Genomic DNA, 19,762 nt, shown 5'->3' on the forward strand with positions numbered 1-19,762 from the left:
CACAAAGGCAGGCCAATCAATATTGATGAAAATTATTCGCCTTTTGCTGCTAGTTGTTTTTCAACTGCTTTTAGGCGTTTATTCATTTCATCAATTCGATGAACCCGAGTCGCTGTTCGACGCCATTCTCTGTTGGGCTGTAGTGGAATACCTGAAGAATACATACCTTTATCTTCAATACTACGCATCACCATTCCCATACCGGTAATTGTTACGCCATCAGCAATCTTAATGTGACCATTAAGCACAGAAGCGCCGCCAATAATACAATATTTACCAATTGTAGTACTACCAGCAACAATAGTACCACCAGCCATGGCAGTACCATATCCGATCTGCACGTTATGCGCGATTTGCATCTGATTATCAATAATAACGTTATCAGCAATAATGGTATCTTCTAGCGCACCACGGTCAATGGTTGTACACGCACCAATTTCTACTCGATCACCAATGCATACTGAACCAAGTTGCGGGATCTTAACCCACTCGCCTTTATCATTGGCATAGCCAAAACCATCAGCACCAATAACGGTACTTGATTGTACTAAACACTGTGAACCTAATACCACATCATGGTAAATCGTAACATTCGCCCACAGCTTGGTGTTGTCACCAATAATCGCATTCTTACCAATAAAACAGCCAGCACCAATCTGAACGTTATCACCTAATTGTACGCCAGCTTCAATCACTGCATTGTGACCAATAGCAACATTACAACCTAAGGTCGCCGTTGAATCAACATACGCTGATGGTGCAATATCCGTTGCAGCAACAGGTGTTGTATCAAGAAGTTGAGCCACTAATGCATAACAAAGGTAAGGATCTTTTACGACTAACATGTTGCCTTGGAAAAACTCGACATCCGCTTCTCGTAGCATTACTGCATCCGCTTGACACTCAATAAGCTGTTGACGGTACTTGCTATCAGAAAGGAACGTTATTTGCCCGCTAACAGCTTTGCCCATCGATGCAATCGAGTGAATTTCAACAGTACCATCACCACGTAGCTCAGCACCTAATTTATTTGCTAATTCAGCAAGCGTTATTGCAGCCATATTATTTTATCTCTCTTGTAACAACAGCCACATAAGGTGGCTGTTAGATCAAAAGTTGTAGCTGATCTTGCCAGCTACAACGTTTACCACAGGGCGACTGTTTTATTTAACAGCTGCAATAACTTTAGATGATAAGTCATCGCTCTTGCTTGCAAACAATACCGCTTGTGCGTCTAGTACAACATTGTAGCCATTTTTCTTCGCTACAGTGTCGATAGCTGTACGGATCTTCTTAACTAACTTTTGCTCTTCTTCCATACCACGACGACGTTGATCTTCAGCTAGTGCTTTTGCTTTTAGCTTGTAATCAGAATCAAGTGCTGCAAGTTCACGTTGAATATCAGTACGCTGCTTAGGTGTCATTAATTCACCGTCACGCTTCATCTTGTCGATTTTGGTTTTCATTTTACCTTCAATCGCACGTAATGCTGCCACGCGACCACTGAATTCTTTTTGCAATTTTTCCTGCACGTTATAACGCGCCGCTAACTCAGACATCGCCTGACCTGTCGACACATAACCAATTTTTTGTGCGGCTTCTGCTGCATTTGCATACATAGATGAAGATAAAATTACTAAACCTAAACTTGCTGCTTTAATCCACTGTTTCAAAAGACTCTCCTTAAAAATTAGAATGACTGGCCAATGGTGAATGTGAAGAACTCTTCATCATCCCCTTCATATTTCTTAATTGGTTTAGCAACCGAGAATACAAGTGGACCCATTGGAGACATCCACTGTAATGCAGCACCGTAAGACGCTCTAATCATACCTGGATCTGAATAATCAGGTAATGAACTTTCGTTTGTATAATTAGGATGGAATTCAGTATCCCATACTGAACCTGCATCAACAAAGAAACTAGTACGTACTTGATTTTTAATTTCTTGTGAAACAAACGGGGTTGGAACAATTAGTTCCATACTTGCGAGTGCAATTGCATTACCACCAGTAGATTCGTCGCTCACCACACCTTTTTGGTTATTGCCTTGGCCTTCGCCATAAACAGCTTTTGGACCAACAGTGTTAGAGCGGAAACCACGAATAGTGGTAAAACCACCTGCATAGTAGTTCTCATAGAATGGCATCAATTGATCGCTGCCATTATCCGTTTTACCGTAACCGTTACCGTAACCTAACTTACCACGTAGCAATAAGGTGTAGTCTTGTTTTTCCGTTAATGGAATATATTGACGCACATCATATTGAGTTTTGAAGTACTGAGAATCAGAACCTGGAATGGTCATCTTAAATGAAGCACTCTGGTAATTACCTGACGTTGGGAAATAACCGCGGTTTAAGTGATTACGCGTCCATGACACAGTCCAGCTGTAATCGTCAAGTGAAATCGCGTTATCACTATCTTGATCAAAACCATGAATCTTTTTGAACTGCTGGATCTGATAGTAATCTTGAATATTAGAGATCTTATTGTGATCATAACCAAGACTAAAATCGAAGTAGTTCAATTCATTATATGGGAAGCCCCACGTTAAACTTGCACCGTAACTTTGGTTGGTATAATCCGAGATGTTAGCATCAGATGCTTCAAACTCGTTGTAGTAAATTTTACCACCAAGACTAACGTTATTGATCGTAAAGTACGGATCTTTGTATTCAAGGCTAATGTTTTTAGAGTAATCATTGGTCATGGCATTAATGCCAAACAAATTACCGGTACCCAAGAAGTTTTGTTGGGTTAAACCCGCCTGAAAACTAATACCAGATTCAGTACCGTAACCGACACCAAAGTTAACACTGCCCGAGTTAGCTTCTTTAACCTTGTACTTCACATCTACTTGATCGTCAGAACCAGGTACACGTACAGTTTGTACATCAACATTTTCAAAGAAACCGGTGCGGTTTAAACGTTCTTTGCCCGTTTCAATCGCCTTGCCGTTTAACCAAGAGCCTTCCATTTGACGCATTTCACGACGTAATACTTCATCTTTAGTGGTGTTATTACCACTAAATTCAATATTGCGTACATACACACGCTTACCTTGTTCAACATTAACGATCAAAGTCACTTGATGCGCTGCATCGTCAAATTCTGGCATGATGGTAACTTTTGGATAAGCATAACCAGCTTTACCCAATTCACGTTTAACCGCTTCTTCTAATGCAGTAACTTCTGCACCGTTGTAAACAGTGTCAGGTTTAAAAGTCACCAGTTTATCAAATGCGGCAACACGACCAGCAACGTCACCTTGGAACTTAACGTTTTTAACCTTGTATTGCTCACCTTCATGAACTTTTAGAGTAATGTACACGCCTTTTTTATCAGGAGAAATAGCAACATGCGTTGATTCTAGACGGTACTTTAAATAACCATTATTCAAATATTGCGAGCGTAATGTTTCTAAATCGCCTTGCAATACTTGTTTTTGATACTTTTCATTGGCCATAAAGTCCCACCAAGGCACGCTGTCCTTAAGTTTGAACTTACTGATCAAATCAGCATCACTGAAGACATGATTACCAAGGATGTTGATCTGCTTAATTTTAGCAGATACACCTTCAGTAAAGACAAATTTCACATCAACACGGTTACGAGGTAAAGGCGTTACAACAGCTTCCACAGTGGCATTATATTTACCGACACTATAGTAGAAATCTTCTAGACCTTTATCGATCTTAGATAAGGTTGTTCTATCTAACGCTTCACCAACACGCAGACCTGATGCATCAAGGTTTTCTTTTAGCTGCTCATCTTTGATGGCTTTATTACCTGCAAAGGTAATAGCTGCAATAGTTGGACGCTCTTTTACATCGACCAATAACGTATTACCGTCTCGATATACCTTAATATCTTCAAAATTGCCGGAAGAATAAAGAGATTTGATCAGTGCTGAAATATCCTGTGGATCAACAGTATCACCAACGCGAACTGGCATTTTTAACAATGCAGCTCCCATCGTAACTCGCTGAAGACCTTCAAAACGAATGTTATCAACTACAAATTTATTTTCCGCGCTATGCGCAACGCTACTTGTCAAAAGAAGCGATGCGACTAACAGTTTTTTAATCGCCATTACTGTACTGATTATTCCTTGCTAAATACGCATTTATTAAAGTCGGGTAAAATCATTGAATAGCGCAACCGCCATTAACGCAACCAAGATGGCTGATCCCACTCTATAGCCAATATCCTGAATTCGTTCAGATACAGGACGACGAGTTACCGCCTCAACAGCAAAGAACATTAAATGTCCGCCATCAAGTACAGGTAAAGGTAATAAGTTTACAATGCCTAAGTTAACACTGATCAACGCCAAGAAACCAAGGAAATAGACTAAGCCAAACTCGGCAGTCATTCCAGCCCCTTTGGCGATAGATATCGGCCCACTGAGGTTTTTCATTGCAACATCACCAGTAACAAGCTTAGTGACCATATCAAACGTCAAAGACACTAATTGACCGGTTTTTTCAGTCGCTTTTATCGCCGCATCAATCGGACCAAACTGCAAATTAACTTTGTACGATGCTGGCCAAGGTTCAATACTTGGTGCCAATCCTACATAGCCAACTTCTTTACCATCAGCTTCTACTTTTACACGAGGAGTTAATGATAGCATCATCGGTTCTTCATCACGTAAAACTTCAACTTGTAGCGTTGTTCCTGGATGTGTACGAACAGCATCAACAAATTGCTGCCACTGCGTTACTGATTTATTATCTACTGCGACAATCTTATCATTTAATTTAAATCCTGCATCAATTGCTGCACTATTATCAACAAGTTGTGAAACAGTTAGCGTAATTGGCGGTGTAAATGGGGTGATACCCAATGTCGTCAATACTCGCTGTGATTCAGGATCAAATGACCAATGAGTTAAATCAAGTGTACGTGAAACAACAATCGAACTATCAGGTTCTTGTGCTGTTATGACCACTTGTTTATCACCGATTTGGGAAATTAATGCCATATTGGCAGATTCCCAATCAGATGTTTCGAGTCCAGAAACTGATTTTAGTTCCATTCCGGGAATAATTCCCGCTTTTGCCGCGATTGATTGAGGTGCAACTTCACCAATTACAGGCTTTAATGCTGGCACCCCAATAAGATAAACCACCCAATAAGCAAAGATAGCAAACACAAAATTTGCCATAGGTCCTGCAGCAACAATAGCACTTCGTTGCCAAATTTTCTTATTATTAAACGCCATATGACGCTTCTCAGGCGGTACTTCAGCTACCCGCTCATCAAGCATTTTGACATAACCACCAAGTGGTATCATGGCTAATGTGTATTCTGTGCCATCTTTGCCTATACGTTTAAACAAGGCTTTACCAAAACCAATAGAAAAACGTTCAACATAGACACCACAGCGACGAGCAACCCAAAAATGGCCAAACTCATGCACTGCGATAAGAATACCAAGAGCAACTAAAAAAGCGCTTAAATTACGGATAAATTCAATCATGCAAATTCCTTCGCAATAATGTCTAACGCAAGCTCACGTGCTTGTTTATCTAGCATCATTACGGCATCAATATCATTAGGTTCAGTTAATACTGCTCTTTCTAACACCAGCTGATTCACTTTAGCTATATCAGTGAAGCGAATCTCGTTCGTTAAAAATGCAGCAACAGCTATTTCATTAGCAGCGTTTAAGGTTGTAGTCGCTGCTTGTCCTTGATAACAAGCGTCAATAGCTAATTTTAAGCATGGGTAACGCTCAAAATCAGGCTCCATAAAGGTAAACTCGCCGATCTTACTAAAATCAAGTGGTGCCACACCTGCATCAACACGTTCAGGATAAGCCATAGCACACGCAATCGGGGTACACATATCTGGCAACCCCATTTGTGCGATGACCGAGCCATCTTTATATTGAACCATTGAATGAATCACTGACTGTGGATGAATAATCACTTCCATCTGCTCACGGCTAGCATTAAATAGCCATCGTGCTTCAATGTATTCCAAACCTTTATTCATCATGGTTGCTGAATCAACCGAGATTTTAGGCCCCATCGACCAATTAGGGTGTGCAATCGCCATCTCTGGGGTCACTGCATCTAATGCACTGATATCAGTATAGCGGAATGGGCCACCAGAACCGGTTAATAATACTTTACTCACACCAGATGCCGCTAAATCACAACGCCCCATACGGCGCTGAATATCAGCCGGTAACGCCTGAAAAATAGCGTTATGTTCACTATCAACAGGTAATAATTCCGCACCATATTGTTCACATGCATCAATGAACATTTGACCGGTCATTACCAGCGCTTCCTTATTGGCTAATAAGATTCGCTTACCTTTTTTAACCGCTGCCATAGTGGGTAATAAACCCGCCGCACCAACAATTGCCGCCATCACAGTATCAACATCATCTAATGCGGCAACCTGACAAATACCTTCGTCACCACTTAATACTGTGATATTCAAACTTGCTTGCTCAATCAATGTATTAAGTTGAACCGCCGCGGCTGTAGATGCCATTGCAGCATATTTCGGTTGCCATTGCTGACATAATGCAAACATCTTCTCAACATTAGAACCCGCGGCTAAAGCGGTGACTTCAAATGAATCAGGGTTTTGAGCAATTACCGCTAACGTACTACTACCAATTGAGCCCGTCGCACCAAGAATCGTTAACTTACGCATAAAATCACTTACAGTTACAAAAAAGGCAGCGAAATAGCTGCCTTTAGAAGAGATGGCTATTATTAATTATATTAGCCACAGATAGAGCAACGCAAATACAGGGATCGCTGCAGTTAAACTATCAATTCGATCTAGAATACCACCATGTCCAGGTAATATATTACCGCTATCTTTAATGCCAGAAACACGTTTAAACATACTTTCAACTAAGTCGCCTAAAACGGAAATAATCACGGTGACAATAGCAATAAAGAATAATTGACCTAATGATGAAAACTCAATCGATAATAAGTGTGAACCTAACCAAGTCACTAAAATAGCAAGACAGGCTCCACCAATAAGTCCTTCAATAGTTTTATTTGGACTCACCGCAGGCGCCATCTTATGCTTACCAAAACGCTTGCCAGAGAAATAAGCACCAGTATCGGCAGCCCACACTAATAAGCACACTAGTAAAACTAAGCAAGCACCATGATACGGATTATTGTCATAATTCACGGCACGGAGCATTAAAATACTCCAAAAAAAAGGCAATAATGTGAGCAAGCCAAAAATTTGTTTTAAAAACGGTTTCTTTGACCAAAAATCAGCACTTTTAGGATAACTAATCGCTAATGCAGATGCGACCAACCACCATAAACCACCAATAAGTAATATCGCGCGATAGATGTCACCGGGATGAGAAAGAGAAGCAGGATCGGTAGGTAACAGCGCGATGCTTGCTCCCAGCATGATCGTCGGTAAAATCATCGCATTAATACGTGATGATGCGTTAACAAACTGCGTCCACTCCCAGAAGCCAACTAAGGTTATTGCAGCCATCGCAATAATAAAAGCAGGCAACGGCAGAAAAAATATTCCTGCAATGACGAGTGGCGCGAGGATTAGCGCGGTAATAATTCGTTGCTTGAGCAAACTGCGTCCTCTTTTATATAGGAGATATAATATTTAGTATCGGAAAAAACCGTTACTTAAACAATAACGCCAACACACAACCCTGCGCATTGGCGAAAATAATGACTTTTATTTTAACAAAGCTTGTATCTGCTCGCCAGTACAACCAAAACGACGTTCACGATTAACAAACCATGCCACAGCATTAACTAAACTTTGCTCATCAAAGTCAGGCCAATGTTGCTCAGTGAAATATAATTCAGCATAGGCGGTTTGCCACAGCATAAAGTTACTAATGCGACATTCACCACTGGTACGAATTAACAGATCAACATTTGGTAAGCCTTGAGTCACTAACCCTTGCTCTAAATCTTTTTCAGTCAGAGATTCAATATCAAGTTGTTGTTCAATAACACGTTGCATCATTTGCTTCGTGGCTTGAAGAATATCCCATTGACCGCCATAGTTAGCAGCCACATTTAACACTAGCCCAGTATTACCTTCAGTTAGTAACTCTGCTGCTGCAATTTTTTTCTGCAACCGAGCACTGAAGCGACTTTTGTCTCCGATAATACATAATCGAATATTATTTTTATGTAGTCTTTTAACTTCACGACCTAAAACAGTCATGAATAATTCCATTAGTAATGAGACCTCATCCTCTGGACGACGCCAATTTTCACTACTGAAAGCAAACAGTGTAACAACTTTAATACCAAGTCGATTTGCAGTAGAAACGGTCTTACGTACTGCTTCTACACCTGCTTTATGGCCAAATACTCGCGCTTTACCTTTGGCTTTAGCCCAACGGCCATTACCATCCATAATCACTGCGATGTGTTGTGGAAGATAGTCGGCTGAAGGAACAGCGTCTATTGAAGGTTGTGCCATATTTATCCCTCAAAAAAAAAGCGCTGTGCTGCCGCACAGCGCCTTAACTTTGTCAGCTAAATTAAGACAATAATGTCTTAAACTTCCATCAGCTCTTTTTCTTTTACTTCAAGAACAGCTTCAATATTCTTGATAGCTTCATCTGTTAGTTTCTGAACTTCATCTTGTGCGCGGCGATCATCATCTTCAGAAATATCTTTATCTTTTAGTAAAGATTTAACTGTTGCGTTAGCATCACGACGAATATTACGTACCGCTACACGGCTTTGCTCAGCTTCAGCACGTACAATCTTAACCAGATCACGACGACGCTCTTCTGTTAGCGGTGGCAATGGTACACGAATTACCGTACCCGCAGACATTGGGTTCAGACCCAAATCAGACATCATAATCGCTTTTTCAACTTTAGGCGCAAGCTCACGGTCAAAAACAGTAATCGCTAATGTACGAGAGTCTTCTGCAACTACGTTAGCAACTTGGTTTAGCGGGGTATTTGCACCGTAGTACTCAACATGAATCGTATCAAGTAGGCTTGGATGTGCACGACCTGTACGGATCTTTACTAGTTGGTTACGAAGCGCTTCTACGCTTTTTTCCATGCGCGTTTGCGCATCTTGTTTAATTTCGTTAATCACGATAAATACCTTAAATTATGCTGTCATCATAGTGCTGATTTTCAACACTACATTAAATTCACAAGGCTTAAGCGTTAGTGATCAGCGTACCTTCTTGCTCACCCATCACAACACGGCGCAATGCACCTGGCTTATTCATGTTAAATACACGAATTGGCATGTTGTGATCACGAGCAAGAGTAAATGCAGCCAAATCCATTACCTTAAGTTCTTTTTCAAGTACATCTTGGTAGCTCAGCTTTTCACAAAGCGTAGCATCTGGATTTTTAACTGGATCATCCGTGAACACGCCTTCAACTTTTGTTGCTTTTAATACTACATCAGCTTCGATTTCGATACCACGAAGACATGCAGCAGAATCTGTTGTGAAGAACGGATTGCCTGTACCGGCAGAGAAAATAACAACACGGCCTTGGCGTAACTGACTGATCGCATCAGCCCAGTTATAGTTATCACATACGCCATTTAAAGGAATAGCAGACATTACACGCGCGTTCACATAGGCACGGTGCAGCGCATCACGCATTGCTAAGCCGTTCATTACCGTTGCTAGCATACCCATGTGGTCGCCCACAACTCGGTTCATACCCGCTTCAGCCAGACCAGCACCACGGAATAGGTTACCACCACCGATAACAAGGCCGACTTGAACACCTAATTCAACGAGTTCTTTTACTTCTTGTGCCATACGGTCAAGAACTTGAGCGTCAATACCAAATCCTTCTTTACCCTGTAGTGCTTCACCACTTAGTTTTAGAAGAATGCGTTGATAAGTTGGTTTAGGGTTTGTGGTCATGTTTTTTTACCTTCCAAGCTGATTTTGAGATATGGAGTTGTAAAAAGACCGCAACGTCGGTTGCGGTCTTTGGTATTCTGATTAAAAAGGATTAACCTTTTTGAACAGCTGCTACTTCTTCAGCAAAGCTCATTTCTTGAGCTTTCTCGATACCTTCGCCAACTTCTAGACGTACGAAGTTAGTTACTGTAGCGCCTGTTTCTTTCAAGATATCGCCAACAGTTTTCTTTGGTTCCATGATGAAAGCTTGACCAGTTAGAGAAACTTCGCCAGTGAACTTCTTCATGCGACCTTCAACCATCTTCTCAGCGATAGCTTGTGGCTTGCCTTCGTTCATAGCGATTTCAACTTGAACTTCACGCTCTTTAGCAACAACGTCAGCAGGTACGTCTGATGGGTTAACGTACTCAGGCTTAGATGCAGCAACGTGCATTGCGATGTGCTTAAGTGTTTCTTCGTCGCCGTTACCAGCAACAACTACTGCGATGCGAGCACCGTGAGTGTAAGCAGAAACTTTTTCACCAGCAATGTAAGCTACGCGACGGATAGAGATGTTCTCACCGATCTTAGCTACTAGCTCGATACGTGCTTCTTCAAATTGTGCTTGAAGCTCTTCAACTGTAGCGTGGCTAGCAAGTGCAGCATCAGCTACAGCGTTAGCGAATGCTAGGAAGCTACCGTCTTTAGCAACGAAGTCAGTCTGGCAGTTTACTTCAACAAGAGCTGCTTTACCGTCAGCATCTTTGATGATGATAGTACCTTCAGCTGCTACGTTACCTGCTTTTTTAGCAGCCTTAGCAGCACCGCTCTTACGCATGTTTTCGATTGCTAGCTCGATATCAGCGTTAGCTTCTACTAGTGCTTTCTTACAATCCATCATACCTGCGCCAGTACGTTCACGCAGTTCTTTAACTAGGGCAGCTGTAACTGTTGCCATGTGATAATCCTCAGATTTGAATTCGTTGAGTAAAAATCAGGGGCCATTATCGGCCCCTGGTAACCATTCTTAGTTTACGCAAGGTAACTTAAGATGCTTATGTAAGCAGCAGGCTATTAAGCTTCAGCTACGAAACCGTCTTCTTCTGCTTGAACAGCGATATCTTGGTTACGAGCTTCTTTAACAGTTTGAGCTACAGAACCAGTGTAAAGCTGAATCGCGCGGATTGCGTCATCGTTACCTGGGATAACGAAATCAACGCCGTCTGGATCAGAGTTAGTATCAACAACAGCAAATACTGGGATACCTAGGTTGTTAGCTTCTTTGATTGCGATGTGCTCACAGTCAGCGCCGATTACGAACATTGCGTCTGGTAGGCCGCCCATGTTCTTAATACCACCTAGTGATTTCTCAAGCTTTTCCATTTCACGAGTACGCATAAGCGCTTCTTTCTTGGTTAGCTTTTCGAAAGTACCATCAATAGATTGAGCTTCAAGTTCTTTAAGACGCTTGATTGATTGACGAACAGTTTTCCAGTTAGTCAACATACCACCCAACCAACGGTTGTTTACGTAGTACTGGTCACAGCTGATTGCTGCTTCTTTGATTGATTCGCTAGCTGCGCGCTTAGTACCAACGAAAAGAACTTTACCTTTACGTGCAGCAATTTTTTCAATTTCAGCTAGTGCTGCATTGAACATTGGTACAGTTTTTTCTAGGTTGATGATGTGTACACGGTTACGAGCGCCGAAAATGAATGGCTTCATTTTTGGGTTCCAGTAACGAGTTTGGTGACCAAAGTGTACACCAGCCTGAAGCATGTCGCGCATTGATACAGTTGCCATTGAATAATCCTCTATGGGGTTAGGCGTCCACATATCCCATCTTAAAACCGACCCGATAACAGCGTAATCGCCATTGTTACTTACAATAAGTAACTGAGCACCCCGGCAGATGTGTCGATATGTGTGAATAATAAATAATAGTATGTGTAATCCAATCAAGTTGTACCATTAATACACGTCAACTTAACCAGCGAAGGGTCAAATTTTCACTTATAACAGAAACAAAATCACTGTTTACGGCGCGCTTTATACCATAGAACGGCCAATAAAATCCAGTCAAAATTGGATATGAGAACTAATCTTATCTTCCCTTTAACCCCTTGCGGCTGGTAATATAACAACCATACAGAAACATACAGATTGAGACGATTTTATGAGCATTAAGATCAAAACGGCTGAAGAAATTGAAAAAATGCGTGTTGCTGGCCGTTTGGCAGCAGACGTATTAGAAATGATCGAACCGCATGTAAAGGCAGGTGTGACCACAGAAGAGTTAGACAAAATTTGTCATGACTACATCACACAAGTTCAACAAGCAATTCCAGCGCCGTTGAACTACCACGGCTTTCCTAAATCTGTGTGTACCTCAATTAACCACGTTGTTTGCCACGGCATTCCTGCATCTAAAGATGAAATTGTTGTAGAAGCAGGTGGTAAGTATAACAAGCCAGCAGTATTAAAAGATGGCGACATCATTAATATTGACGTGACAGTGATTAAAGACGGTTACCATGGTGATACTTCAAAGATGTTTGAAGTAGGTGAAGTATCTCTTGAAGACAAACGCCTTTGCCGCGTTGCTCAAGAAAGCCTTTATCTGGCAATCAAAAAAGTAAAACCGGGCGCAAAAATTGGCGATCTTGGTACCGCTATTCAAAAATTCATTAAAGCAGGCAGCAGCCGTTTTTCTATCGTGAAAGATTACTGTGGTCATGGTATTGGTAATGAATTCCATGAAGAACCACAAGTTGTTCACTATAAAAATAGCGATCGCACTGTCATGAAAGAAGGCATGTGCTTTACTATTGAGCCAATGATTAATGCTGGTAAATTCAGCTGTGAATCAGATGAGCAAGATGGCTGGACAGTATACACTGTTGATGGTAAAAAATCAGCACAGTGGGAACACACTTTACTAGTAACCAAAGATGGCTGTGAAATCTTAACGTTACGTAAAGAAGAAACATTGCCACGCCTAATGCATAACGCATAATTCGGCATCTGCAATTACAGTACATCCTGAAATCCAAGAAACCGACCTCCTGTGTCGGTTTTTTTATATCTAGCGATACAGTTCAGCGCTCGAAATGGTTATAGTGATCTTAAGATACCTTTACCGCACGGATAGCAATGACTGACATTTCAGCGACGCAACTTTCTGATTACCTCGATGATGCCATTACGCTCGACAGCCTACGCAGTGCCCTTAATCATTTTTCTGAAGAGCAAAAGCATCAATTTAAACAACAAAAATCGATTATTGATTTGGTCACAGAGCGCAGCCAATTTATCGATCAGCTTTTGATTCGACTATGGCGTTTTTATGGCTTTGAACAACAACCAGATCTGGCATTAATTGCCGTTGGGGGCTATGGCCGTGGAGAATTACACCCATTATCAGATGTCGATTTATTAATATTAAGCCAGCATCCATTAGAAGAAGACGTCGCTAATAATGTTAGTGCGCTTATCACGCTATTATGGGATTTACGGTTAGAGGTCGGCCAAAGTGTACGTACTGTCGATGAATGTATTGCGGTTGGCAAAGATGATCTAACTGTTGCGACCAATTTAACTGAGTCACGCTTCTTATGCGGTAATCAGCAAACTTTTCATCAATTAACTGTCGCTATTAATTCGCCACAATTTTGGCCAAGTGAAACATTCTTTCAAGCTAAACTTGAAGAGCAACGAGTGCGTCATGCTCGCTACCACGATACCACCTATAATCTTGAGCCAGATATTAAATCTAGTCCTGGTGGTTTACGTGATATTCACACTCTTAGCTGGGTTGCACGGCGTCATTTTGGTGCCACCAGCTTATTAGAAATGAGTCATCATGGCTTTTTAACTGATGCTGAATACCGTGAATTGGTTGAATGTCAAAATGCCTTGTGGCGAATTCGATTTGCGCTCCACATTGAGCTACGTCGTTATGACAATCGCCTCACCTTTGATCATCAACCCTCAGTCGCAGCACACCTCGATTACCATGGTGAAGGAAACCAAGCTGTTGAAATGATGATGAAGGCTTTTTATCGAATTCTGCGCCGTGTTGCTGAGCTCAATAAGATGCTACTACAACTGTTTGATGAAGCGATCATTAAGCCTGATGCACGTTTAGCTCCCATTATATTGAATGATGATTTTCAATTACGTGGCAATTTGATTGAAGCAACTAAACCTGCGTTATTTCAAGCGCGACCTGAAACCATCCTCGATATGTTTCTTCATATTGCTCAAAACTCTGATATCGAAGGCATTGCAGCGCCCACTCTGCGCCAATTACGCACCGCTCGTCGACGCTTAAATCGTTTTTTGATTGAAATTCCAGCCGCTCGTGAAAAATTCATGGAATTAGTACGCCAACCCAATGCACTTCAAAAAGCATTTCGATTAATGCATCGTCATGGCGTTATTGCAGCATACCTGCCACAGTGGAGTCATATTGTTGGTCAAATGCAATTTGATTTATTTCATGTTTATACCGTCGATGAACATAGTATTCGTGTGATTAAAAATCTGCATAAGTTCAACGATCCTGAACATCACTCACAGCACCCTATTTGTTGTGAGGTTTACCCACGTTTAATCAAAAAAGAGATCTTGATTTTAGCGGCGATATTTCATGATATCGCTAAAGGGCGCGGTGGTGATCACTCCGAGTTAGGTGCGGTAGATGCTTATGATTTTTGTATCGAACACGGACTGTCCCACCCTGATGCAGAAACAGTCGCATGGTTAGTGCAAAAACATTTATTAATGTCGGTTACTGCACAGCGACGTGATATTTACGATCCTGAAGTGGTGGCTGAATTTGCCAAACAAGTAGGCGATGAAGAACATTTAGATTATTTAGTCTGTTTAACCGTTGCCGATATTTGTGCTACTAACCAAGACTTATGGAATAGCTGGAAGCGTACATTACTGGCTGAGCTTTACTACTCAACCCAAAAGACGTTACGCCGCGGACTGGAAAAAACGCCAGATATGCGTGGTCGTATTCGTCATAACCAACAGCTAGCATCAGCAATCTTGCGCAGTAAAGGCTTTATACCTCGTGATATTGAAGTCCTGTGGCGTCGTTTTAAAGCCGATTATTTCCTGCGTCACACCCATAAACAATTAGCATGGCATGCACAGGCACTATTAAAACATAGTGGCGATAAACCGATTATCTTAATGAGTAAGAAAGCGACCCGTGGCGGCACAGAAGTATTTATTTACAGTAAAGATAAAGCCAAACTGTTTGCGATTGTGGTCTCAGAGCTAGATAAGAAAAACCTCAGTATTCATGATGCGCAGATCATGAACAGTAAAGATGGCTACACTCTTGATACGTTTATGGTACTGGATCCCAATGGTAAAGCGATCAATGAAAATCGCCATGTCGGTATTATAAGAAATCTCACGAAAGCGCTAACGGTAATGAAATCTGAACGTAAGATTCGCCGTGCACCGCGCAAGCTACTTCATTTTAATGTAGCGACCAAAGTGGAGTTTTTAGCGACCAAAACTGGCCGTAAAACGATGATGGAATTAGTTGCGCTGGATATGCCAGGTTTATTGGCAAAGATAGGTGCGGTATTTGCGGAACTAAATATTAGTTTACAAGCAGCAAAGATCACCACAATTGGTGAGCGTGCAGAAGACTTTTTTATTATTGTCAATGAAACTGGTGGTCGTTTAACCACCGAGCAGCAACAATTATTACGCCAAACACTGATCTTAACGATTAACAAACATGCTTAAATAACAACCATAACAACACCGTATTTAACGACGGTGTTGTTATTTATCTAGAGATGACAATGTACGCCATACTCCGTTAATTGCGACGGGGTAACCATTAATTTAATCGCGCGACAGTTATCTCAACAATTTAATTATGCTGCCGCTTGCTCAGCCGTTGTTACAAATTGAGAAAACCATCCCTCAGCAACCTCTAACGGTTCAAAATGAACGCCAGCGTCAATATCTAATCGTGGTTGGACTGACTGTGAATTAAGCTCACTTAATAACGCATCAAATTGACGCCCAGCTCCACAAAAACGATCTTCACCATAGCTAGAATCACCTAAGGCAATCACACCATAACGTTGCTTGGGCAATAGTGGAAATTGATCCTTTAAAGCAACATATAGCGGTAAAAGGTTTTCTGGAATCTCACCTTGACCTGTGGTCGACGTTATCACTAACACGGTGTCAGCATCATAGGCCATAAAGTCATCTAAGGTTGAATCAAAGAAAATCTCAACCGGTACTGATGTTAATTTGGCAGCTAATGTTTCAGCTAACTCTTCTGCTCCACCATATACAGAGCCTACAAATATGCCTAACTTATTCATTCGCTCTCCTTTGCTGTAAGATGTCCTCAATAAGGGACTCCTACCAATCTGGCTATTACACCAAAGAAAAGCAAGTATTTAACCTAAGAAGTTTGCACTACAACGCATTCATTATTGTTACTGTGATTGTATCGGGAGTATTTAACAACAATGTTGGCGACCAGCTAAATGTTGTCATTACCTGTTGCCAGACCTCATCAACATTAGCTCGAATATCCACCGCAGCCCCAGTTAATGGATGCGTAAACTGTAATCGTGACGCATGTAACATCAATCGATGACAATCAAGATGTTCGCGGAACATACGATTATGCTTACCGTCTCCATAATTAACATCACCAATCATATGATGATTTAAATGATGCATATGACGGCGCAGTTGATGTTTACGACCGGTTTCAGGCTTCATCTCAACTAAACTATAACGACTAGTCGCATAAGGGCCTACTGCAATATTTGTTTCAACAGTTGCTAATGGTGCATAAGCAGTAATTGCCTCTTGCGGTTCTTTGTCTTCAGAGGCTTTTTTATCGGCAATTTTATCTAGCATCACTTTCAATGGATAATCTAGCACCGCAGCTTCTTTGACCCAGCCTCTGACAATGGCATGGTAAGTTTTATGTATATCTCGACCCGCAAATAACGGCATCATCATGGCTGCAATTTCACTTGAAAGTGCAAATAGCAGTACTCCAGATGTCGGTCTATCTAAACGGTGCAATGGAAACACATGCTGACCAATTTGATCGCGTAAAGTTTGCATCACAAATACCGTTTCATGGCTATCTAGCCAAGAACGATGTACTAACATACCTGCAGGTTTATTGACGGCAATTAACGCATCATCGCGGTATAAAATTTCCAGTTCCATTATGCTCACTTAATCTTTAAACAATTGATCAATTTCACGTACAGTCACCACAATATCAGCCATTCCAGGTTGATTTTTCATCGCCTCTTCAACATAAGGAGTAATCGCAAACTGAGTCGGTAACGGTAAATTATGCGTAATTAAATAACGTAGTTTAGGAATAAAAATCCATTGCAACCATTGATGACAAGCCAAAGTATCAATCGCAAATGGCTCAATACTCGCCAAAGATTGAGGTTCAGGGGCGATCGTTTCCCAGTACTGATGGTGCTGTAATCTATTTTCTAACTGAGCGAGTAATTGCTGACTTTGATGATATTTATCCACCTCAGCCCCTCTTGGTTGATAATAAAAACGGCGCAGGATAGCATTTCAGCAGTCATGCCCCAACTATATTATGGTGATTAGCAGTCTATTCACAGGTATGCTGAGTCAACGCTAGTAATTATACTGACAAGCTGATTAAAGGAGCTTTATTTATCATGTCCATGGAAACGTTTCATACTTTAACTCAACTACTTGATAACGCGGGTTGTCGTTATAATATTTTCGATTTAGGTCGTCGCGTTAACGAAATTGAAATCAGCCAATTTAAAGCGGTTGAAGAAAATCGCCAGCCCTATCCATGGCCACTACAACAACATGCGCACATCGCAATTTCATTTTGGCAACACCAGCAACCACCTTGGGTATGGTTTTTACGCTTACCACTTGATGAGCGCGGACTCTTAAAACAAGCCGCTGTTGGTGACTTTATTAAGTATGTGATTGAAGCGATGGGAGCGAGTCTCAATAGTACGCCAACAGAAGATGAGCAACAAAAACTGGCTAACAATCCTTACACGTTTAAACCTAATGACGACAAGATGGCAATTTTTAATGCGCAACTACGAGTATTACTGTCGTTACCACCTAGTCAATATTATGCTGATGCACAAGCATATTTATCTGGTCAACAAGATTGGCAGCAATGGCAACATATCGGACTACAAGGATTAGCTGATATCAGTGCCCGCATTTCACAACACAATAATGCGACATTATTACGTAAGGCTCTCAATCATCTGCCAATGACACCACTGTATGCATTATTAGGTTGTCTTGAGCATTGCACGATACCAGATCCTCTCACGCAACGTATCAGCGAACGTTTAGCCCTTGAGTGCCAGCAATCTCAACCCGACTTATTTTTAATTGCTGCATTAGTACGTGCGCTAGCTGGTAGTGCCCCACAACAATTACAACAAACATTATTCACAATATTAAATCAGCCAGCACTATGTCATCGCGAAGTATTAATTGCGATTGCGGGTCGTTGTTGGAGTGGCTTTAGCGATACCAATATTGCTTCATTGTTTTTATTACGTTTAGCTGAAACCCAAGATCAAACATTGTTTAACCAATTATTTACAGATCTCGTAATGCAGCCATTATTACGTGGAATCATGCTACAAATATTGCATGGACAAGCAGATCCAGCCCTGGTTACTGCAATTCAAAAACTACAGCAACATACTAAAAATCACTGATTGCATTTATAGTCTATAAGGGCTTTTTTATATGGGTAATCTGTTCGGCATTTTAATTATTGCGACTATTGGCTTTTTATTTTGGCAGCAACGACGTCAAACCGAACTAGCACAGTATTATATTGAACAACGCTGTAAAAATATGGGCCTGCAAATGATCAGCTTTGCTCGCGGAGAGCAAAAACTTAAAGATCATCATGGCGAATGGGGCTGGCGAACGGTATTCGTATTTGAATTTTCGGCTGATGGTGTCGATGTGTATCAAGGCTATCTTGAAATGAAGCGTCTTCGAGCAAGCTATTTTTATTTGCCGCCACATCGTATTCCAGAAAGCAGTGATTACTGATTGGTCACTCCTTTAAAAAGAATGGGCGTGACAATAATAATTGCCACGCCCTTAGATATTACTTGCAGCTATCCCGCTACTATTGTGCTCCTTGCCATCAATCCTTGATATGCGTAAATCCCCTGGTAAATCTTAACTTCATCCTAGAAGTCATTCTTCGGTAATCCCTGACCCATCAGCATATCCAACACTGACTCTCTCTCCGCTAAGGAGGTGTCCTTTACTTCATTAGAAGTTGTTCCTGACTTCGTTTTGAAGTATTGCTATTCCATCCTAGAATATAGTCATCCTGACTAATAGATATCCCATCTATGGTCTTCTATCCCAGAAGATCCTCGCATCCTGCTAGATGATCATCCTCATCACCTATGTGCTCTTCCTAAGCAGCCAATTCCATGGCTATTCCTTAATCCTTGTCAGCTCCAGCTGATAGCAACATATTACCCCACGGCAAAAATGACGCAATATGAAATATTCCATTAAATAATCTTAACACTTATTAATATTGATGAATTAAAACTCAAGTCATTGATAAGTAATCAAATAAATATTTATCCCCCACTTTAATAGTAACTAATAACGAAATAATCCCACAGCTTTGTGAGAGATCTCTTACAGGAACAGTAGAATAACGCCATTGGTTGTAACAATATTAAAAAGTCGAGGTGTGAGGTGTGAGGTGTGAGGTGTGAGGTGTGAGGTGTGAATAAAAACAAGTCGACTATCAAAGAGTCAAAACAAATCTATTACGACAACTGATTAGATTATT

The 19,762-nt window shown here is 41.2% G+C and carries 18 protein-coding genes; 4 read left to right on the top strand and 14 right to left on the bottom strand.

What is annotated here, in order from left to right:
- Positions 1–32: 32 nt before the first annotated feature.
- The 11 genes from lpxD to rpsB form a co-directional block, all read right to left on the bottom strand.
- Complete coding sequence (lpxD, locus tag BTN98_RS09530) at positions 33–1,061, bottom strand: UDP-3-O-(3-hydroxymyristoyl)glucosamine N-acyltransferase (RefSeq protein ID WP_060998749.1); 1,029 nt, start codon at positions 1,059–1,061, stop codon at positions 33–35.
- Between the two features lie 102 nt (positions 1,062–1,163).
- The gene (locus BTN98_RS09535) at positions 1,164–1,673 is read right to left on the bottom strand and encodes an OmpH/Skp family outer membrane protein (RefSeq protein WP_060998750.1); all 510 of its coding nucleotides are present in this window, start codon (positions 1,671–1,673) and stop codon (positions 1,164–1,166) included.
- A gap of 17 nt (positions 1,674–1,690) precedes the next feature.
- Entirely contained in the window at positions 1,691–4,096 is a 2,406-nt protein-coding gene (bamA, locus tag BTN98_RS09540; protein WP_060998751.1) for an outer membrane protein assembly factor BamA, read from the bottom strand.
- Between the two features lie 36 nt (positions 4,097–4,132).
- Positions 4,133–5,488, bottom strand: a complete 1,356-nt coding sequence (rseP, locus tag BTN98_RS09545; RefSeq protein ID WP_060998752.1) for a sigma E protease regulator RseP — start codon at positions 5,486–5,488, stop codon at positions 4,133–4,135.
- A complete protein-coding gene (ispC, locus tag BTN98_RS09550; protein ID WP_060998753.1) occupies positions 5,485–6,681 on the bottom strand; it encodes a 1-deoxy-D-xylulose-5-phosphate reductoisomerase in 1,197 nt (398 codons plus the stop codon). The genes rseP and ispC overlap by 4 nt, the downstream gene beginning before the upstream one ends.
- Before the next feature lie 66 nt (positions 6,682–6,747).
- The gene (locus tag BTN98_RS09555; protein ID WP_060998754.1) at positions 6,748–7,596 is read right to left on the bottom strand and encodes a phosphatidate cytidylyltransferase; all 849 of its coding nucleotides are present in this window, start codon (positions 7,594–7,596) and stop codon (positions 6,748–6,750) included.
- Positions 7,597–7,704: 108 nt separating this feature from the next.
- Positions 7,705–8,466: an isoprenyl transferase gene (locus BTN98_RS09560; RefSeq protein ID WP_060998755.1), complete on the bottom strand. Its 762-nt coding sequence runs from the start codon at positions 8,464–8,466 to the stop codon at positions 7,705–7,707.
- 77 nt (positions 8,467–8,543) lie between these two features.
- Positions 8,544–9,101, bottom strand: a complete 558-nt coding sequence (gene frr, locus BTN98_RS09565; RefSeq protein ID WP_060998756.1) for a ribosome recycling factor — start codon at positions 9,099–9,101, stop codon at positions 8,544–8,546.
- A gap of 67 nt (positions 9,102–9,168) precedes the next feature.
- Positions 9,169–9,897 (bottom strand): UMP kinase, encoded by a 729-nt coding sequence (gene pyrH / locus BTN98_RS09570; RefSeq protein WP_060998757.1) that lies wholly within the window; start codon positions 9,895–9,897, stop codon positions 9,169–9,171.
- A 91-nt stretch (positions 9,898–9,988) separates the two neighbouring features.
- Positions 9,989–10,834, bottom strand: coding sequence for a translation elongation factor Ts (gene tsf / locus BTN98_RS09575; RefSeq protein ID WP_060998758.1), 846 nt, complete (start codon positions 10,832–10,834; stop codon positions 9,989–9,991).
- A gap of 116 nt (positions 10,835–10,950) precedes the next feature.
- Complete coding sequence (rpsB, locus tag BTN98_RS09580) at positions 10,951–11,679, bottom strand: 30S ribosomal protein S2 (protein ID WP_060998759.1); 729 nt, start codon at positions 11,677–11,679, stop codon at positions 10,951–10,953.
- Between the two features lie 373 nt (positions 11,680–12,052).
- Between rpsB and map the strand changes: the two genes are divergently transcribed.
- Positions 12,053–12,892: a type I methionyl aminopeptidase gene (gene map, locus BTN98_RS09585; RefSeq protein ID WP_060998760.1), complete on the top strand. Its 840-nt coding sequence runs from the start codon at positions 12,053–12,055 to the stop codon at positions 12,890–12,892.
- A gap of 137 nt (positions 12,893–13,029) precedes the next feature.
- The gene (gene glnD / locus BTN98_RS09590; protein ID WP_060998761.1) at positions 13,030–15,651 is read left to right on the top strand and encodes a bifunctional uridylyltransferase/uridylyl-removing protein GlnD; all 2,622 of its coding nucleotides are present in this window, start codon (positions 13,030–13,032) and stop codon (positions 15,649–15,651) included.
- A gap of 134 nt (positions 15,652–15,785) precedes the next feature.
- Here the strand turns inward: glnD and BTN98_RS09595 are convergent, their stop codons facing one another.
- The 3 genes from BTN98_RS09595 to BTN98_RS09605 all read right to left on the bottom strand — a co-directional run bounded on the left by BTN98_RS09595 (position 15,786) and on the right by BTN98_RS09605 (position 17,445).
- Positions 15,786–16,247, bottom strand: a complete 462-nt coding sequence (locus tag BTN98_RS09595) for a flavodoxin (RefSeq protein ID WP_060998762.1) — start codon at positions 16,245–16,247, stop codon at positions 15,786–15,788.
- Between the two features lie 97 nt (positions 16,248–16,344).
- Entirely contained in the window at positions 16,345–17,118 is a 774-nt protein-coding gene (gene truC / locus BTN98_RS09600; RefSeq protein WP_060998763.1) for a tRNA pseudouridine(65) synthase TruC, read from the bottom strand.
- A 9-nt stretch (positions 17,119–17,127) separates the two neighbouring features.
- A complete protein-coding gene (locus BTN98_RS09605) occupies positions 17,128–17,445 on the bottom strand; it encodes a YqcC family protein (protein WP_060998764.1) in 318 nt (105 codons plus the stop codon).
- A gap of 155 nt (positions 17,446–17,600) precedes the next feature.
- Here BTN98_RS09605 and BTN98_RS09610 point away from each other — a divergent pair, with 155 nt between their 5' ends.
- A complete protein-coding gene (locus BTN98_RS09610) occupies positions 17,601–18,647 on the top strand; it encodes a DUF3549 family protein (protein WP_082732176.1) in 1,047 nt (348 codons plus the stop codon).
- Positions 18,648–18,678: 31 nt separating this feature from the next.
- Complete coding sequence (locus BTN98_RS09615; protein WP_060998766.1) at positions 18,679–18,993, top strand: DUF3301 domain-containing protein; 315 nt, start codon at positions 18,679–18,681, stop codon at positions 18,991–18,993.
- Positions 18,994–19,762 lie beyond the last annotated feature (769 nt).

The sequence above is a fragment of the Photobacterium aquimaris genome, assembly GCF_002954455.1.
Classification (GTDB): Bacteria; Pseudomonadota; Gammaproteobacteria; order Enterobacterales; family Vibrionaceae; genus Photobacterium; species Photobacterium aquimaris.

What these genes read in the sequence shown, in the direction of transcription:
- lpxD (WP_060998749.1), bottom strand. Translation starts at nt 1,061, where the DNA reads ATGGCTGCAATAACGCTTGCTGAATTAGCAAATAAATTAGGTGCTGAG.
- bamA (WP_060998751.1), bottom strand. Translation starts at nt 4,096, where the DNA reads ATGGCGATTAAAAAACTGTTAGTCGCATCGCTTCTTTTGACAAGTAGC.
- rseP (WP_060998752.1), bottom strand. Translation starts at nt 5,488, where the DNA reads ATGATTGAATTTATCCGTAATTTAAGCGCTTTTTTAGTTGCTCTTGGT.
- ispC (WP_060998753.1), bottom strand. Translation starts at nt 6,681, where the DNA reads ATGCGTAAGTTAACGATTCTTGGTGCGACGGGCTCAATTGGTAGTAGT.
- BTN98_RS09560 (WP_060998755.1), bottom strand. Translation starts at nt 8,466, where the DNA reads ATGGCACAACCTTCAATAGACGCTGTTCCTTCAGCCGACTATCTTCCA.
- pyrH (WP_060998757.1), bottom strand. Translation starts at nt 9,897, where the DNA reads ATGACCACAAACCCTAAACCAACTTATCAACGCATTCTTCTAAAACTA.
- tsf (WP_060998758.1), bottom strand. Translation starts at nt 10,834, where the DNA reads ATGGCAACAGTTACAGCTGCCCTAGTTAAAGAACTGCGTGAACGTACT.
- rpsB (WP_060998759.1), bottom strand. Translation starts at nt 11,679, where the DNA reads ATGGCAACTGTATCAATGCGCGACATGCTTCAGGCTGGTGTACACTTT.
- map (WP_060998760.1), top strand. Translation starts at nt 12,053, where the DNA reads ATGAGCATTAAGATCAAAACGGCTGAAGAAATTGAAAAAATGCGTGTT.
- glnD (WP_060998761.1), top strand. Translation starts at nt 13,030, where the DNA reads ATGACTGACATTTCAGCGACGCAACTTTCTGATTACCTCGATGATGCC.
- BTN98_RS09595 (WP_060998762.1), bottom strand. Translation starts at nt 16,247, where the DNA reads ATGAATAAGTTAGGCATATTTGTAGGCTCTGTATATGGTGGAGCAGAA.
- truC (WP_060998763.1), bottom strand. Translation starts at nt 17,118, where the DNA reads ATGGAACTGGAAATTTTATACCGCGATGATGCGTTAATTGCCGTCAAT.
- BTN98_RS09610 (WP_082732176.1), top strand. Translation starts at nt 17,601, where the DNA reads ATGTCCATGGAAACGTTTCATACTTTAACTCAACTACTTGATAACGCG.
- BTN98_RS09615 (WP_060998766.1), top strand. Translation starts at nt 18,679, where the DNA reads ATGGGTAATCTGTTCGGCATTTTAATTATTGCGACTATTGGCTTTTTA.